A 19017-nucleotide genomic window follows, 5' to 3' on the forward strand; every position below is an offset into this window, starting at 1 on the left:
TTCTATTATGGCATCATCGTATAAAACGCCCGGAGTATATGTAGAAGAAATATCAGTATTTCCTCCTTCGGTAGCGCAGGTTGAGACCGCTATTCCCGCATTTATAGGGTATACAAATAAAGTTTCTCATAAAACCGAACAAGATTTGCTTTTGACTCCTAAGAAAATAGGCTCTATGTTAGAGTTTGTTTCCCTTTATGGAGGTGCACCCGAAGCAAATATTAACGATATTCAGTTAACAGCATCAAAATCAGTTGGTTCTTTTACTATTGAAGACACGTATTATTTATATGATGCGTTGAGACTTTTCTATGCAAATGGTGGCGGTGATTGCTATATAGTAAGTGTAGGTAAATGCGGTGAAGATAGTATTGCATTAACAGCTTTAGAAAACGGTTTAGCCAAAATCGCAAAGGTTGATGAACCTACTCTTTTAGTTTCTCCCGATGCTTGTTTACTAGATCAAGCTGATCTAGACTCTTTTAATCAAGCTTTACTAAAGCAATGCGGGAAATTAGGCGATCGCTTTGCTTTGCTAGGTATTAAAAATGATAATGAAGATCTCGAGGTAGATATAAGTGCATTTAGGAATGGCGTTGGTATGAACAGCCTAAAATATGGAGCTGCATACACGCCTTGGTTAAAAGCAAATTTGCCGCGAACGGTGCATTATAAAAGCTTAAAGGGAAAAATAAGTTTAGGAGGCATTCCGGTTACATTGGCCGATTTGATTCAAGATGCAGATGCCAAAAGTCTTGCTAATCAACTTGATGAACTCATAGATGACAGCGCACTCATAACTAATAAACTGAATGACCTTGCCGACTCTAGTTCCTCGGTTGATAATCAATATCAAGAGTTGCTTACTACGGTCACAACAAGTTCATCCATTGGAAACCTTGTTAGTCTCCTTCAATTCTATGCCGATGCAATTGATTTTATACGAGATATTGTTGAAGTGGGAACCGATAATTATAAATTAAAACACACTTCAGCAACGGCTCCTGACCAAGCCTTACAAACGCATTTAAATTCGGTATTTAGTACAAGTTTGACTAGTGGCAGTATACATTCCATCACAGAGACGATTTCAGACATTCTTGCTGATTTTAATGCTGAATATGATCCTGACCGTACTGTGACTTCTACCACAGGTGTAGATTATGGTAGTGGCGGCACCGGAACCTATTTCCAAGGAGGTGAAACACAAACTTTTTACATAGCAGAACTATTACCTACGGTGAGTGCTTTCTACACTGAAATCAAATCGTCATTAGACTATATCAGCAGCACTACGGCAAATTATTTAAGCACCTACGAAACGGCTGCAACCGAAATGATTCCGGCACTAAAATCAATTAAAAATGCGATTGCAGGAGAATACATCGTGCTACCACCAAATGCAGCAATTGCAGGAGTTTATGCACGAACAGATGCTAACCGCGGTGTATGGAAAGCTCCAGCCAACACTTCTTTAAATAGTGTTGTGGGTGTGACACACCTTATAGATCACGACGATCAGCAAGGCTTGAATGTAGATACCGTTGCCGGAAAATCTATAAATGCTATTAGACCCTTCACCGGAAAAGGCATTATGGTTTGGGGTGCACGTACACTTGCCGGAAATGATAACGAATGGCGTTATGTTCCTGTACGTCGCTTTTTCAATATGGTTGAAGAATCGGTTAAAAAAGCAACTGAACAGTTTGTATTTGAAAGTAACGACGCTAACACTTGGGTAAAAGTACGCGCAATGATCGAAAACTTTTTAAATCTTCAATGGCGTGCCGGAGCTCTAGCCGGAGCAAAACCTAACGATGCTTTTTATGTTCGTGTAGGGCTTGGAGAAACGATGACCGCTGAAGATATATTAAATGGTATTATGGCGATCGAAATTGGTATGGCAGTAGTACGACCTGCAGAATTCATCATCCTAAAATTCTCTCATAAAATGCAGGAATCATAAAAAACTAAACATCTAATCCTAGTAATTAAAAATCGTAAAAATGGCAGCAATATATCCATTAGCAAAATTTCATTTCCTCGTTGATTGGGGCGGAACAAATGTAGGTTTTACAGAAGTCTCCGGTCTTGATGTGGAAATTGAACCTATAGAATATAGACACGGAGCAAGCCCGGAATACAGCAAAACTAAAATGCCGGGAATGCAAAAATACAGCAACATCACGATGAAACGTGGTACCTTCTTAGCAGACAATGAATACTTCACTTGGTGGAATAGTGTAAAACTCAACACCATCGAACGTCGCGATATTACCATAAGTCTCCTAAATGAAGAGCACGCGCCTGTTGTAGTTTGGAAAGTAAAAAATGCATTTCCTATAAAAGTACAGTCAACAGATTTGAAATCTGACGCCAATGAAGTGGCTATAGAATCAATAGAGATTGTGCACGAAGGGCTTGAAATTCAAAACGGAGCATAATGGCAGACTACTATCCACCGGTTGGTTTTCACTTTAAAATTGAATTTGGTGCGGTTTCTCCAGAAATCGATCACCAGTTTCAATCTGTGAGCGGACTTTCAGTAGATATAGAAACGGAAGAATATGCCGAAGGTGGAGAAAATAGGTTTAAGCACAAATTACCCGTTCGGACCAAGTTTCCTAATCTGGTCCTCAAACGCGGACTCATAAATGATTCAAAACTTATCAAATGGTGTAAAGACGCTGTAGAAAATTTTGATTTCAGTCCTACAGATGTAACGATCAAACTTTTGAATAATGAACACGAACCTCTGGTGACCTGGAATGTAGTTCACGCGTATCCCGTAAAATGGTCAGTTTCAGATTTTAATGCAGAGCAGAACAGCATCGCTGTAGAAACCATAGAACTAGCGTATAACTATTTTAAATCTTGATTATGCCCATTGAAATTAAAGAATTGCATATCAAAATAAATGTTAGCGATAACGCCAACTCTACCGCTGCGACTTCGACAACCTCTTCTGCTAAAAAAGAAAAACTCATAGAAGCATGCATAGAACAAGTTATGCGTATTCAAGAACGAAAAAATGAACGATAAATGGCCTTAGGAGAACTTTTTAAATTGAAGATCACCGCTTTTCGCGATATAAAATATAGCGAAAAAGTAGCTGATGGAGTTTTTACATCTCTGCTTAATCCAGAAAAATACACGCTGGCGTACAAAATTGAATACAATGATGATCAGGCTGCAGGGTCTAGTGGCAATGATCCCAGATTTGAAAAAATGCCACCAAAAGATCTTGATCTAGAATTTTTGTTTGATCGTACAGGCATAATTGCTCACAATCAAAATCAAGATAAAGACGCCGGAGTGGTCGATGATATTCAGCAATTTAAAGAAGTAGCATTTGAATATTCTGGGGATGAACATCGCCCTTATTATTTAGAAATCCGTTGGGGCAGTCTGCTTTTTAAAGGGATTTTAATTGAGATGAATATCGAATATAAACTTTTTAATCCGCAAGGAACTCCGTTAAGAGCAGTCATCAAAGCCAAGTTTAAAGAAACGGTAGACCCTGAATTACGTTTGGCAGACGAAAACCGAAATTCCCCAGATCTCACACACATACGTATTGTAGAATCGGGAGATACGCTTCCGTTGATGGCCTTTCGCATTTATGGCGATTCCAAATACTATTTACAAGTGGCTCAGGCAAACGGGATCACCAATTTTAGAACATTAAAACCCGGTCAGAAGATATTCTTCCCTCCTATTATAGAAAAAACAATTTGATGCATTAGACACATGGACACTGCTACCGCACTAAATACAGGAATAGTTAGCTATAAGCTTTTGATCAATGGCACTGATAAAAGTGCTTCATTCTCGATCAAGTCTATGGTTATTCATCACGAAGTTAATCGTATTCCTTATGCATCGATTATTCTGGTAGATGGTGATGTTTCTACCGGGACTTTTGCGGTCAGCTCTTCAGAAGATTTAATTCCGGGCAGCGAATTAGAAATCCAAGCGGGCTATGAAAATGACAATGTAAGCTTATTTACAGGTAAAGTTATTCGGCATAGTATAAAAATAAGAGAGTCTGTTTCTATGCTTGTTGTTGAGTGTAAACACGAGGCAATTAAGCTTACCGTTGGCCCTAAAAGCACCTACTTTTATGATAGTTCTGATAGTGATATTATTGAAAGCATTCTTGGTAATGCAGGCATTAATGCATCGGTAGAGCAATCAAATTATAACCACCCTCAGCTTATTCAATATCAAACTACCGATTGGGACTTTATCCTACTACGCGCCCAAATAAACGGATTTTTATGTTTTCTTGAAGGAAACACTATTGAATTCAAGAAGCCTGATCTTTCTACCGAAGCTGTAATCACATTAGAATACGGACTTAACATCTATGATTTTGACGGTGAAATAGACGCCCGAAATGCACTGAAAACCATCACTGCATATAGTTGGAACAGCAGTGATCAAGAACTAAGCGAAAAAGAAGCAAATACATCCAACGCTTTAGAATTGGGAAATCTAACCCAAATGGATCTCGCTGAAATAGTAGATCTTGAAAATTTTAAACTCAATCACGGCGGAAGTTTAACCGAAGAAGAACTTCAGGAATGGGCCGACGCTAAACTGCAACTTCATCAGTTGTCGCTTAATCGGGGGCGTATAAAAATTCAAGGCAATGCTTTTATAAAACCGGGAATGACCGTAATGCTTAAAGGATTAGGCGATCGTTTTAATGGCAAAGCATACATTACCGCGGTACATCACGAGCTCGCTAACGGAAACTGGTTCACAAATCTTCAGTATGGCTTGAGTCCGCAATGGTTTAGTGAAACTTTTGAAGTAAATGCACAGGCGGCTTCTGGTATCATTCCGGCAATAAGCGGTTTACAAATTGGCAAAGTCACCCAATTACAGGATGATCCTGAGGGTGCCGAACGTGTTTTGGTCAAGATTCCAATCATCAACAATGCCGAAGAAGGGATTTGGGCACGTATTGCACTACTTGATGCCGGCTTAGATCGCGGATCCCTATTCCGTCCCGAGATCGATGATGAAGTTATACTAGGATTTATCAATGACGACCCCAATGATGCTGTTATACTCGGCGCTTTACATAGTAGTATTAACACTGCACCAATCGGTGCAGCCGATGAGAATAATGAGAAAGGATTTTTTACGCGTAGCGGAATTCAATTTTTATTCAACGATGAAAAAAAATCAGTTTCCATCACCACACCGGGAGGTCGAAGCATTGTCATTAATGATGACGAAGAAGAAATTCATATTGATAACAATGGCACTAGTAGTGTCAGCCTCACCAGTGACGGAATCGCTCTAGACAGCAGCGGTGCTATAACTATACAGGCTAAAGGCGACCTTAATCTTGAGGGACAAAACATAAGCATAAAAGCACAACAAGAATTAAAAGCCGAAGGCGCAGCAGGAGCAGAATTATCAACCTCAGCAATCGCCGTTTTAAAAGGATCATTAGTACAAATAAATTAAATCTATGCCACTTGCAGCACGACTTAACGATATGCATACCTGCCCGATGCAAACGCCGGGAACGCCACCTGTTCCGCACGTTGGCGGGCCTATAATTGGTCCGGGAGAGCCTACTGTGCTTATTGAAGGAATGCCGGCAGCTCGCGTTGGGGATAATGCGGTTTGTGTAGGACCTCCTGATGTAATCGCCTCGGGTTCAACAAGTGTTTTAATTGGCGGAATGCCGGCGGCCAGAATGGGAGACTCAACAGCACACGGCGGAACAATTTCTATAGGAGCTCCAACTGTTGATATTGGCGGTTAAAAATAATGACTTATGAAAATTGAAGAATCATTTTTAGGTATAGGATGGAGTTTTCCACCGGAGTTTAATAAAGAAACTAAAAGTATCCAAATGGTTTCTGCTATTGAAGACATCAATCAAAGTCTTCATATTCTTCTGAATACTAAATTGGGAGAACGCATTATGCTTCCGAATTATGGTTCAAGCTTAAGTGATTTTGTTTTTGAAGGACTAAATATGAGCACACGCACCTACATCGTAGACCGGGTGAAAATGGCCATCCTTTATAATGAACGACGTATCGAGTTGGATAAGATCGATTTTGATCAATCACGTATTCTAGAGGGTGAAGTACTCATGATCGTACATTACACCGTGCGTTTAACCAATTCGCGTGGCAATATGGTTTATCCCTTTTACATCAATGAAGGAACTGAATTAAAATCATTATGAGTACCAATTGTATCAACCCTTTTTTGAATGCGCTAAGCGGAACATCTCAAGAAGATAGAACTGCCGCAGCCCCCTATCCTGCTTCAGTTCAACTGAATGACTTGTCTTGGGAGGATTATATGCAATTGGCTTACAATTTTGCCAAAGAGGTTAAGTACTTCGGTACTCGTAATCCGGAACAAGCTATAGGTGATTGGCAAACCTTTTTTATTTCTGGCGATGCTAAGACGCTTCAAAATTACTTAGAGCAAGGTGAAAAGGAACATACCATTACGCCGCACTTAGCCCTGTTTATTTCTTTTTTAAGATTATTAGAACATTCTAAAAATCGGTTTAATACGATCACTACAAGACATCTGAATTTTTACTATTCTGAAGTTTTAAAGATCGCCAAGAAACCCGCTCAAAACGACCAGGTTCATTTACTATTTGAACTCGCTAAAAATATAGAATCCTGTGCATTACCTGAGGCTACCCAAGCCGTTGCAGGAAAAGACGAGCACAATAAGCCACTTCTTTACGCAACTGAGCAAACCACAGTCATAAACAAGACTCAGCTCGCTAATATTAGAAGCATTTATAAAGATCCTATAACTAAAGTACTCAAGGCAACCCAAAAAACCAATACACTAGATGGTATAGATCAAGAACTCAAAGAAGAAAAATTTTGGATGCCCTTTGGCTATCCTAAAACTTTTAAAAACCGTCCTGAATTACCCAATGCTACTCTAGGTTTTGCTTTGGCTGCCACCGTACTGAACATGGAATCCGGACTACGTCAAGTGCGTATTTCAACCTTCTATAAAGAAAACAAAAAGCTTGATAGTGAGGAGTTGATTAATTTATTTGAAGTTTTTGTCACCGGTGAAAAAGGCTGGATCGGTCCAATTAGATTACAAGAAAAAGGAAGTTATCCGGGCTTTGAAACCTCATCAGAATCTGGTATTATCAATTTTGCTTTTAATTTAGGAGCCTCAGAAAAAGCAATTATTGGCTTTGATGAGGCAATTCATACTGGAAATTTTAAAAATGGAATTCCGGTAGTAAAACTGCAGTTACCCATAAATTCTACAGAATCTTATGATCTTGCACAATCGCTTAGTGAATTAACTTTAGAAGATGTCGAAATTGCCGTGGCAGTTGATGGACTCACAACGCTTGATTTAAGTAATGACATCGGGAATTTAAGCGCATCAAAACCATTTTATCCTTTTGGGCCTAGACCATTTGAAAAGTCCCGTTTTAAAATCAATTGCTCTGAACTTACAACCAAGAATTGGCATCAAATTAACCTTAGGCTTAACTGGCTTAATCTACCTCAAAGCTTTAGAGATCATTATTTAGGGTACCGAAACGGCACCATCAATTCTACGCGCGCTTTTGTGGAAAGTATTTATAAGATTGGCAGTAAAACCGAAGTTACAGAGTTAGCTAAACTTCCCAAAACTTGGAATTCTGATCTTGATAATCTCATTGTTGAGAGTAACGACCATTTTACTGCACAGATTACTATAGCAGATGAGAACAGACTTTTTACCACTTCTCAATCTAAAGATACGCATCCGTTATTTTCTGAAGGAGCATCCCAAACCGATATCAACATTAAAAGTCTGAGTGAAAACGGAATCCAATCTGGCGCACATCCTATTGAACTTACTTTAAATACAAGTTTTTATCATACACTCTATCCTAAACTGTATGCGTTGGCTTTGGCTGCTCAAGATCCAGAAGTAATTATTCCTAACGAGCCTTACACCCCACTTCTGGAATCGTTAGAACTCAGTTATTACGCTACGCAACGGTTAGACCTTACCTCAGATAAGCAAGCAGAGGAAACTGATCAGCAACTAAATTTTTATCAAATTCATCCATATGGCGTTTCAATGGGTACTACGGTGTTTCCTCAATACGAGGAAGGAGGATATCTTTATTTAGCTTTTGAAAATGCCCAGCCCGGAGCGCAGGTAAGCTTTTTGTTTCAGCTTCAAGAGGGAACAGAAAATCCTTTGAAAGAATCGTTTGCAGAACAAGAAAAAATCGAATGGTCAGTTCTTACTGCTTCGGGTTGGCAAGCATTAACCGATCAGGAAATCCTGCGGGAAGAAACAGACAATTTTCTAAAAACTGGAATTATTACATTGGCCTTGCCTGAATCGGCTTCAACCGAGAGTCTTTTAATGCCTAAAGGATTTATTTGGTTACAAGCGCATACTTCTAGAGCCTTTGATGTAGTATGTAGGTTTATAAACATTCATACTCAGGTTGTAAAAGCTCATTTAGCTTCCTCAAGTATTCAGCATTTAAAAAATGGTTTGCCTGCAGAAAGCATTAGCAAACTAAACACGCGTGTTGCTTCCATTAAAAAAGTAATGCAACCCTATTCTAGCTTCAATGGAAGAACTAAAGAGTCCCAAGCTGATTATTACAGAAGAGTAAGTGAACGACTGCGCCATAAGGATCGTGCATTGAATCTTTGGGATTATGAACATCTGGTGCTACAGAACTTCCCTGAAATTTATAAGGTAAAATGTTTAAACCATACGTGTAAAACTAAATTTAAAGCAGCGGGGCAAGTCACATTAGTGGTCATTCCTAATACGATAAACAAACCCATTTTTGACCTGTTTGAGCCTAGATGCAGTACTGCCACATTAAATGAAATTCAAGAATTTTTAATTGAACGAACGTCGTATTTCATCACGCCGCAAATAATCAATCCGCAGTATGAGCCTGTAAGTGTTGCTCTCAAAGTAAAATTTCATAAAGGTTATGACGAGCATCACTATAAAAATGAATTACAGGAAGCTGTGAAAAAATGGCTTTCGCCTTGGGCTTATGAAGAGGTTTCCCTGCTAACATTTGGCGTGTCTATTAATAAAAGTATGCTTATAAGTCATCTTGAACAATTAAGCTATGTAGACTATTTGAGCGATGTAGTTTTAATGCATCAGGCAACACCAAAAAATGAAATCGTCCCCTCTTCTCCAAAAGCTATATTAGTTTCTGCCAAAACACACACTATTGATTTGGCAAAAAGCACGTGTAAGTCTAACGAAAATACTGCTCTAGTCTCATGTTAGGTTTACAAGAACACATATCGCTATCAAAGAATACAAGCACTCAGGATGATCTTGATTTTGAATTTTTACGCAAAAGCGGAATTGCCTATATAGAATCTCTGAGTAGCAAATTATGGACAGACTATAACAGCCACGATCCCGGGATAACCATTCTCGAAGTGTTATGCTACGCACTTACCGATCTTGGTCAACGCATGAGCCTTCCTATTGAAACGCTTATCGCCCACAAACAGGTAGATAGTATTGATCAGTTTCATAAAGCTTCAGACATTTTAAGCTGTCATCCGGTAACGCATTTAGATTACAGAAAACTCTTTATAGACGTTCCGGGAGTGCGTAATGCCTGGTTAATAAAGCATAATAAGAAACTTTACATCAATACAAAAGATGCCAAATTAAGTTACCGAAGCTTTCTAAAAAATACATCTTATTCATATTTAAAGCCTCAAGATGAACATACAACGATACTGAATGGATTATATGATCTCATTGTCGATCTTGACGGTACCCGCTCTATAAATAGCCTAAGGCCTGAACTAATGAAGCGCTACCAAGCCAACCGCAACTTATGTGAAGACCTTATTCATATCACTGAGGTTGGGGAACATCCCGTTAAAATTTGTGCTCAACTAGAACTGGAACCTGAAGCTGATGAAAATCTCGTAAAAGCAACTGTATTACAAACGATTGATCATTACCTAACGCCTTCAATACGTCCCAAAACCTTAGCTCAATTGCTTGAATTAGGTCTAGAAACCCAAGAGATTTTTAACGGACCGATATTAGAAAACGGTTTTTTAGATAGCACCGAGGTAAAAGCAGCTCAATTAAGAACCGAAGTACGTCAAAGCGATCTGGTCGCAATACTTACTAAAATAGATGGAATTAAATATGTTAAGGCCATAAGTATAGGCGCTTGTTCTGACCAAACACCTCCTCCTGATAATTGGGTTATCTGTATTGAAAACGGTAAAAAACCGGTGCTGTGCAATAAAAGTTCGTGGAGCTTTTTTAAAGGTTTTATACCGCTTGTACCTAATGAAAATAAAGTAAAAGCCTTTCAAACCGCATTTGAAGAACAGGAACTTCTTGTGAGTACTCAAATCAAAAGTGCTTCTCAAGAGTTAGACATACCAAAAGGAAGTTTTTCCAACCTTGCCGAAACCAGCAGTATTCAAAACGATCTTCCCGAGATTTATGGTGTAGGCCCTTACGGACTCAAAAGCAATGCTTCTGAAGCTGATAAGGTAAAGGCTAAGCAACTAAAGGCCTATCTATTATTCTTCGATCAGCTTTTGGCTAATTATTTTAAACACCTTAGTACTGTAGGAGATTTACTTTCGGTTGATGGTGATAAATCTCAAAACTTTTTTGCTCAACCTCTTACGGATATTAAAGGTCTTGAGGAACTTTTAAGGGAACCTCAAAATTATAACGATGAGCAAAAATTAAGCGACCTATTCTATTCAGATTATACTGCTAGGAACAGTGAAAAGCGCCACGAAATAGTAGACCATTTGTTGTCTCGATTTGCAGAAGATTTTGGTAACTACGCTTTTCTAATGCAAAAGATCTATGGAGATCTTGCTAATGATGCGGTTTTAGATACCAAAGAACGTTTGTTAAAGCAATATGCTGAAAGTAGTTATGCGCGAGGAGCAGCTTTTAACTGGTATCAGCAACCGGAAGCTCAACTTTGGGAAACTGATAATATTTCGGCTTTACAAAAACGGCTCTATCTTCTATTAGGAATTACTGACATCAACCGCAGAAATCTTTCTGAAGATTATGTTGAAATTTATGAGGAAAAAGACGCTGATAACAAACTAGAATATCGCTGGCGCATAAAAGACGGTTCAAAGACCATTCTGTCTTCTGCAACCAAGAATTACGCGAGTCTTGAAGCATTGCACCAAGAGTTAATACTGGTAAAACGCTATGCTACCGATCCTTCTAATTACAAGTTCAGAAAAATCAAAAAAAAGAATCCTGAAGATCAGGTTAAATGGTATTTCGTTCTTGTGAATCCAACGATCACCAATACAAGAAGCGAAGATTACATAATCGCCCGGCGTATTGCTCAATTTAACAGTAGAGCAAATGCTCGTAAAGCAAGTAGAGCTGTGCTTAATCTAGTCAAATCCTTTGCAGGAAATGAAGGAATGTATCTTATTGAACACATACTTCTTCGACCTGATATTACTAAAAATACAGCACCAGAACATACGTTTCTACCCATTTGTAAAGAACAGATTGAAGAAGCAAGTGAACCGTTAGACCCCTATAGCTTTAGAGTGAGCATTGTACTTCCGGGGTGGACGGAACGCTTTGGAAATATAGACTTTAGACGCTATGTTGAAGATTTGATCTGCAGAGAACTGCCGTCACATATTCTTCCAAAAATATGCTGGATTGGGTATCCAAAAAATTATACCGAGCCTGACGGTAATCCACCTAAAGAAAATGAAATGGTTTTACTTGAAGCTGCGTATAAAAACTGGCTGCTTTCTAAGACCAACGCCGGTCAAAAACAAGATGAAACCGCTCTTATTTCCCTAAATAAAGTGCTAAGCAGTTTGCACACCATTTACCATCAAGGCAGGCTTTACAGCTGTACCCCTTCTCCATCAAATACCAATGAGCAAAAAACTAATCAAAAAGTCATTTTGGGACGTACTCATCTTGGCAAACTTTAAAATATACGGCTATGCGACCAATACTTCACCAGATAACGCCAGACTATAGAGCATTTGTAGATGACCAAGTATTAACCTCTGGTCAGCTAAATGAGTTTTTAGACTATTTTGAAGATCAGCAGCGTCTGACGCGTATTTGCCTCAACGGTGTGGGGATCGTTTGTGGATTTGAAGTCAGTTTGAATGCGGCTACAAAAACTATTGCGATCACTCCCGGGTGTGGCATTACCACAGATGGTGATCTTATTAAATTACTTGTGGACGCAAAGAAAACCCCAACCGATGATGAAAGCACGCAGAACCTTACCTATAAGACTTTAGCCAAAGAGGCTATTCACTACACTCACTTTAGAAGTTTTGAGGATGATTTTGCGCAATATGATGCTTTTAGAACAACCTCTTCAAATATTGATACTAATACGACCATTCCTTTATACGAACTTGTCTCAAAAGGGAGCTCAAAAACTACAGATAAAGCTTTAACGACATTAGATCTTACTGATAAAATTGTGATGCTCTATCTAGAATCTTATGCTAAAACTCCAGATATATGTACCGAAACTAATTGCGATAATCTTGGAGAGCAACACGTACAAAAACTAAAGGTTTTATTAGTCGAAGAAAAGGACATCAACTATTTGCTGGCAAATGATAATATCTATCGCAAGTATGACACCCTTAACGTTTATATGAAGCTTCCGCCTATTAAGATGCCTCGCGTGTTGTTAAATAGCGGCGCCAAAGAGATTGAAACACCCTTAAAAGTTGACTTAAGCGATCTTTTTGACTTAACCAATATTAGAAAGAATCTGGTTATTTCTAATAACGCACTTTCACCTCTCAAAAACAGTTTCTCATCAGTAAAAACTCCTGCACTTGATATAGCATATAACTCTTTAAGAGCATCAAATACATCTATTAAGAACTTTACCCCTGTCCTTAATTCAAATACTAAAACTACCATCAATACCAAGACCTATTCAGCATTGGTTAGCTCCTATGCAGAAAAAATAAACACGGTAGTACCTCAATTACAATCTGCACTTAAAACGATAACAGACCACTTTAGTCAGCTTTTGAGTTTGAATATTTCAGAGGATTTTGAAAAAAGTATTAAAGCACTTGAAAATCATTTGGAACAAAATAATGGGGATATTCAATACCTCTACGATCACCTCTGTGATCTCGTAAAAATCTATAATGAATTAAGAGATCTGCTTCTTGATATTCAAAGTGATTGTTGTCCAAATATAGACGCGTTCCCAAAACATCTGATTCTGGGGAGACCAAATGATACATCTCGCAGCATACCGTACCGACATCGCTTCTACCCTTCCACCACAGAAATAACAGGAAAGCTTCCGCTGAAAAAAGCGCACTTTTTAGTACGTAAAATGCTATTGCTTTTAAAAGCATTCAATCCGGAAACACAGCTAGGTGCAGACATCACACCATCTACGAGCATCAGTACAGAAAACGCAGCTTGTGCAATTCCATTTTATTATAATCCATCAGAAGATTTGGTTTTTCAATGGAATTTTAAACTCACACAACGTTTTAACGAAGCCTTTCAGTTAAGCTATTTCAAGAAATATTTATCACCTATTAATGCCATTCAAGAACCACTTAAGTATGACTTGAACAACTATGACTTTCTAAGGATTGAAGGAATTCACGGTATGCCTTATGATGAAGCTCTAAAAGAAGTATCAAAGCTGAAAACCGATTACGGACTTAATTTTGACATTAAAGCGATCAATATTGATCAACAAATTGAAGATATTGATATGGACGCTTATGCGTGTCATTTTAATTATCTCGATACTGATCTTAAAACCTGGTGCCAAGAACAAAATTGTATCAATAAAGATATTACGGAGTTCTTTAGCGGATTTAATATGGATGATCTGGGCAGTCATAATTATGCTTTTGAACAATTTGACCGTGATGATTTGTTAGATAAAGAGGTACTTATAGATCCGGATAAGATCAAAAAGCCTACTGACTTACTTTTCAGCAACAATCAGCTTTCGCTTCTAGGCAAACTTAACATTAATGCAGATCTTCTTGCTGCGCGCGATAAGACAGATCGAGAACCTTTGATTACACTTCTAGACAAGGCACAAGAAAAAATCTCCACGGGAGCATCTATTGAAGATATGGTAAGTGAATATCAAAGCTCTTTTGTGGTGTTAGGAGAAAAATTAGAAGTACTCAATTCAACTGAGCCAAAATCGTATTCCAAATTAAGCACAAAAAAAAACACTGCTCAACCCGTTCTACTAAAAGCAAGTAAAACTGTAGAACCTGTTAGTCCCGTAGTTCTCAATACCGGCGTTAAAGCGTATACGCCCTTTATTACTGAAACCAAAGTTAACGCCACAGTTACTGATAATCTCAAAACAAAAACCTCAGATCTTGGTTTTATAATGAACACGGTGCTCGATAAAAACTTTATAGGAAGCGCTACTGAAATTGAAAAAGCGATTGATCTTAAACGTAAAGAACTCTATCCAAAAATTGATCCTGAACAGCAAAATTTATTAAAGGTGGGATTCACCATACCTAACGGAATTCTCGCCAGATTACAAATTGTAAGTTCATATATCCCGGAAAGTTTAGACCAAGTAAACGCGGACACAAAAGAAAAATACGCCGCTGCGATGGAAGATTTATGTGCGTATACTAAAAAATCAAGAGCCATCATCAATGAAATTTTTTACAATCCAAAAGCTGAGTATACGCACATTGGCTATGAGACGCTTTACACGTTTATGTTAGACCGGCTCGAAGCTAATTGCTGCGCCGCCTCTTCATTAGAAATTATTCTGAATGAAATTCAGACCAAAAAAGAAGAAATTCTTGACGAACTTATTTTCTCAAATTTTGCTAGAAAACATCCGGGGCTTGAGCATAAAGCCGGTGTCCCAATCGGCGGGACCTTTGTTATGGTTTACACCGGAGCGGTAAGCAACGAATTAGACAAAGAAATACCTCGAAATACAGTAGTTGCCGATTTTGCACTGCCCTACCTGTGTTGTTCAGATTGTGCACCTATAGGCTTTATAATTCCGGACGCAGCGACTAGCAGCAGCTTGATTTTAGACCAAAATAAGGTTTGCATAGACACCAATGCTGAGACTGAAATTAAGATTGGTTTTACTAAAAGTCCGGCCGATGGAATTTTAGCATTGCTCAATAAAAATATTGAAGGTATTCGCTTTTCAGAAACTGAACTTATCATTACTCCGTATCAGCTTAATGCCTTTGATACGCCTATTCAGTTTACGGTAAATGGCCAATTGACCACTGCGAATCTAACAGCAACCAAAAAAGCAGCAGCTCGCATAACCACAAATCCGGAGCGCGTGAGTGGCTTACCAGGAAGTACGTTACCTCCCGTTCAATTCTCTATCGAAAATCTGAATAACTTTAATACTGATCTGTTTAGCTTTAATTGGACGATAAACGGTACCTCCTATTCTAACGAACGTCCAACGGTGAATCTTCCTATTCCGCAGAGTATTGACAGTACTATTCATGAAATACCGGTTACACTCACGCTATCTAACGATTTGTGTGATTCAACGACCATTGAATATACCTTAGAAGTTACTATCGACACGCCGGAAGAAATACGTGTCAGTATTGAGAATGCCCCATTTTGCGCAAATGATGAAAATAAATATCCGTTTACGATAACTCCAGATGGAAGCGAGATCAAACCTGAAAATGAGGTAAAAGGATTAGAAGGTGAAGGTGATACATGGTATTTCATTCCGGCGGAAGCAGGTCCCGGCAACCACACTATTGCTTTTGCTGAAGTTGACCCCATTACCATTGAAGTGTATGATGCCCCAGAAACCATAAGTTTTGAGGCTGAATTAAAAGATAATGTAATGGTCTTACAAGTCAATCAAGATATCCAAGCGGAAGCATTCAGTTGGTTTAACGATGAAGAGTTACTCACATCCACAACAGAACCTGTTTTGGAAATTCCACAAGAGGATAAAGAACAACACTTAAAAATACAGGTAGTTGTAAAAACCTTAGCGTGCGGCACACTCAAATCAGAACATCAAGAAGTTGTAATCCCGGCCTTAGAAACAGACAGTCCAGATCCAGATCCTACTCCTACTCCGGACCCAACACCTGAGCCTGATCCAGAAACTGATACGTGCACCAATGAGGTTCTAGAAAAGCTGAATAAAAATAAGGAAGAGCTCGTAACTGCACTGAAACAAATTGATGATCAAAGTGTCAAAGGTGTCGGTAAAAAAGTCGTAGAAATCTATGATGCTTTGATCAGTCAGCCAGACTTCTTCAAAGGTGATTATGATACCGGTTTAAAAGAAAAATTGATACTAATTTTTTCTGAGCTCGCTGAGCAACTATTCCGTAGCAAACCAGAACAACGCCAACCTTATTTTGGCCTATACCTCAAACTACAGGAATTATTTTATCTCAGTATATACTGCCGAGACGAGCAATTTCTTGATAATGACTTGATCTTCTCCATATTAAACTTAATTGAAAATCAGTTCGACCCACAGTTTGATATCGCCATAAGCATACTTGAGGGAATTAAGTATAAGAATTGGTACGAGTTAATAAATGAATACAGTGCTCATTTTAAAGTGGACCGCTATCAAATTCATTTTAATCGATTACTGCAATGGACAAGCTAAGCTATGACTACACAGCCCACACATATCATCAATAAAGTGTTTGTAGAAGTCGATTGTAACTCCATGGAGGAAGCGTTGCGCTTAAAGCAAAACATAGGCCAATTCATAACTGAAAAACTCAGTACGCATTTAAGTAAAGCTTTTGACGAATTAGACACTTCAGATGAGTTTTACACTATAGATAAAATCGCTGTCGCATTTGAAAAAGACTTTTTAAAAGAATCTAATTTATCTGAAATCACCAATAAAATACACGCTAAAACCACTGAAACTTTAAGTTTAAATAGAAATGACTTATCCAATAAAAATCAGATCATTAGCAATAGAAAAGAGCGCAACTACAAGGCTTTTATTTATTTCTTAGAAAACGGAAGGTGTCCTTGGTTTTTTGCTGAAAGAGAAACTTTGAATCTTGTAGCACTGACTTCATTTTTAAAAGAAACACAGCCACATTCACTTACCGAATGCTTAAGTAAAACTGAAACTCAAAAACGATTAGCATATCAGTTTGCAGAGCATCCAAAATTAATCTTAGCGGTTTGGCGTACTTATGCCCTATTAAAAAAACTACCGAAAAGTAGAGTCAATGGCTTAGTCGCTTTAGTCTCTAAAGTTGAAGACACAAAAATACTTAATGAAATAGGGTCGAGTCTGTTTCAATACGATCGCTTATCAGGACCAGAACGCGAACGACACTTGATCAAACTCTTTAAATTTTATAAATCAAAAAGCGGTTTATCACTTGAAACGCTTCAGAGTCTTTCTAATTTTTTCAACCTAAAAATTGGTATCAGCTTTACACCAACAGTTTTAATAGCCTCTTTTCAAAATCTTGAAAAGGCGACTTTGGTTTTTCAGCCATCAGAAAAAATACGTTTCCATAAAAGTAATAGTCTTTCTACAAATGAGATAGAAGAACGACTGAAATCTACTCCTGCCAAATTTCAGCATCAAAGAACAACACTTCATTCCTATGATATTACTAAAGAAGAACAGCAATCCATCGAGCTTACTCCAGTAGAAACTGATGAATCCCAAGATTTGATTCTGCCCAATTGCGGTCTCATTTTGCTGCATCCCTTCCTCTCCATTTTATTTGAAGAATTAGGCGTTCTGAATCCGCAAAAACAGATTGCTGAAGAACATTATGATCTCGTAGTACAATTACTGCTTTTTATTGCCACAGGTGAAGAAAATGTAAGTGAACAGCAATTTGGCGCCGCTAAACAATTATGTGGTGTTCCTAGTTCGTACCCCATAAAAAGAGAAAGCGTTTTAAAAGAAAAACATAAAAAGGAAGCGCTAAATCTCATTCAAACCGTACTCAACTATTGGAGTGCCCTAAAAAATACAACGGCCTCAGGACTGCGCGGACAATTTTTGACCCGTTCTGGAAAATGGGTATCAACCGATGAAAAGAACGAACTCTTTATCGAGCGACAAACTGCAGACATTCTACTCGATCAATTGCCTTGGGGGCTTTCTATGGTAAAACTTCTCTGGCTCAAAAAAATGATTTATGTAACCTGGTAAACTACTATTTTATGAAAACACTCAAATTATTAAGTTCTGGCCTTCTCTTCTGCTTTTTGCTATCGAGCTGTGGCACTTCTTTTTATGATCAATACAGTTTTACTGAAACCCTTGAGACCAAAGCCAATGCCTTGAGTCTGGTTGAAGTTTCAGATCAAGAATACGAGCAACACAAAGCCGCTGCCCAGGCACTGATCAATAAAATAGATATGATGGTAAGCTATGAGAAAGCCAAATCTAAAAATGAAATTACCATACAGATGTGGCAGTATTTGCAAAGCGACGCAAGCAGCATCCAGCAATTTCTGGATTTATGGGAAACTCAAGGCACTTTAAACACCGCTTTTAAGGCTGAATTTAAGCCGCAAGTTGCCAAGATCTTTGATCTGATGGCGAATTATGAAAATAAAAAGAACGAACAGTCTAAGCTTGCTTTGTTAGACTTAATCACGATGTAAAACACTTGAATTATGGATTTTAAAGAACTCTACAAATCGATAAAAGCGGGAATTCTTGATTTGGTCAAAGAACGCTTTGATGAAGAAAGCAGCCTTATTAAAAACGATGTTGATCTGTTTTTAGAACAGTCAAAAGATAAATTAGAACGCTGGGTTTTATTACTCAATCAAGGTGCCATAACTCCTGCCGAATTTGAACTTTTACTGCAAAGTCAAAAAGACCTTTTGATCATTCAAACTCTTGAAAAGGCTGGCGTATCCAAGATAAAAATAGGTCTCTTTAAGAACGCCGCTATAAAACTCATTGTGAGTAAAGCAGTAACTCTAATTCTGTAAATAGTT

General features: G+C 38.3%; 14 protein-coding genes. All 14 read left to right on the forward strand.

Going from position 1 to position 19017, the window contains the following annotated elements:
• Nucleotides 1-7: 7 nt before the first annotated feature.
• From LDL79_RS16610 to LDL79_RS16675, 14 genes are read left to right on the forward strand one after another with little or no spacing between them, the layout of a single operon-like run.
• Nucleotides 8-1966 (forward strand): phage tail sheath family protein, encoded by a 1959-nt coding sequence (locus LDL79_RS16610; RefSeq protein ID WP_225598557.1) that lies wholly within the window; start codon nucleotides 8-10, stop codon nucleotides 1964-1966.
• 40 nt (nucleotides 1967-2006) lie between these two features.
• The gene (locus tag LDL79_RS16615; protein ID WP_167596979.1) at nucleotides 2007-2444 is read left to right on the forward strand and encodes a phage tail protein; all 438 of its coding nucleotides are present in this window, start codon (nucleotides 2007-2009) and stop codon (nucleotides 2442-2444) included.
• Nucleotides 2444-2878, forward strand: coding sequence for a phage tail protein (locus tag LDL79_RS16620; protein ID WP_225598558.1), 435 nt, complete (start codon nucleotides 2444-2446; stop codon nucleotides 2876-2878). The genes LDL79_RS16615 and LDL79_RS16620 overlap by 1 nt, the downstream gene beginning before the upstream one ends.
• A gap of 2 nt (nucleotides 2879-2880) precedes the next feature.
• On the forward strand, nucleotides 2881-3042 hold the full coding sequence (locus LDL79_RS16625) for a DUF5908 family protein (protein WP_164916923.1): 162 nt from the start codon (nucleotides 2881-2883) through the stop codon (nucleotides 3040-3042).
• Complete coding sequence (locus LDL79_RS16630) at nucleotides 3043-3738, forward strand: CIS tube protein (protein WP_225598559.1); 696 nt, start codon at nucleotides 3043-3045, stop codon at nucleotides 3736-3738. It begins immediately after the preceding gene.
• Nucleotides 3739-3750: 12 nt separating this feature from the next.
• Nucleotides 3751-5484: a type VI secretion system tip protein VgrG gene (gene vgrG / locus LDL79_RS16635; protein ID WP_225598560.1), complete on the forward strand. Its 1734-nt coding sequence runs from the start codon at nucleotides 3751-3753 to the stop codon at nucleotides 5482-5484.
• A 4-nt stretch (nucleotides 5485-5488) separates the two neighbouring features.
• Entirely contained in the window at nucleotides 5489-5788 is a 300-nt protein-coding gene (locus tag LDL79_RS16640) for a PAAR domain-containing protein (RefSeq protein ID WP_167596975.1), read from the forward strand.
• Between the two features lie 12 nt (nucleotides 5789-5800).
• On the forward strand, nucleotides 5801-6220 hold the full coding sequence (locus LDL79_RS16645; protein ID WP_225598561.1) for a GPW/gp25 family protein: 420 nt from the start codon (nucleotides 5801-5803) through the stop codon (nucleotides 6218-6220).
• Complete coding sequence (locus LDL79_RS16650; RefSeq protein ID WP_225598562.1) at nucleotides 6217-9300, forward strand: baseplate J/gp47 family protein; 3084 nt, start codon at nucleotides 6217-6219, stop codon at nucleotides 9298-9300. Before LDL79_RS16645 ends, LDL79_RS16650 begins: the two co-directional genes overlap by 4 nt.
• The gene (locus LDL79_RS16655; protein ID WP_225598563.1) at nucleotides 9294-11996 is read left to right on the forward strand and encodes a hypothetical protein; all 2703 of its coding nucleotides are present in this window, start codon (nucleotides 9294-9296) and stop codon (nucleotides 11994-11996) included. Before LDL79_RS16650 ends, LDL79_RS16655 begins: the two co-directional genes overlap by 7 nt.
• 11 nt (nucleotides 11997-12007) lie before the next feature.
• The gene (locus LDL79_RS16660; protein ID WP_225598564.1) at nucleotides 12008-16684 is read left to right on the forward strand and encodes a hypothetical protein; all 4677 of its coding nucleotides are present in this window, start codon (nucleotides 12008-12010) and stop codon (nucleotides 16682-16684) included.
• A 3-nt stretch (nucleotides 16685-16687) separates the two neighbouring features.
• On the forward strand, nucleotides 16688-18217 hold the full coding sequence (locus LDL79_RS16665) for a contractile injection system tape measure protein (protein WP_225598565.1): 1530 nt from the start codon (nucleotides 16688-16690) through the stop codon (nucleotides 18215-18217).
• 11 nt (nucleotides 18218-18228) lie between these two features.
• Entirely contained in the window at nucleotides 18229-18675 is a 447-nt protein-coding gene (locus LDL79_RS16670; protein ID WP_225598566.1) for a hypothetical protein, read from the forward strand.
• 12 nt (nucleotides 18676-18687) lie between these two features.
• Entirely contained in the window at nucleotides 18688-19011 is a 324-nt protein-coding gene (locus tag LDL79_RS16675) for a hypothetical protein (protein WP_009780091.1), read from the forward strand.
• Nucleotides 19012-19017 lie beyond the last annotated feature (6 nt).

It is taken from the genome of Leeuwenhoekiella palythoae (genome assembly GCF_020310025.1).
GTDB lineage: Bacteria > Bacteroidota > Bacteroidia > Flavobacteriales > Flavobacteriaceae > Leeuwenhoekiella > Leeuwenhoekiella palythoae.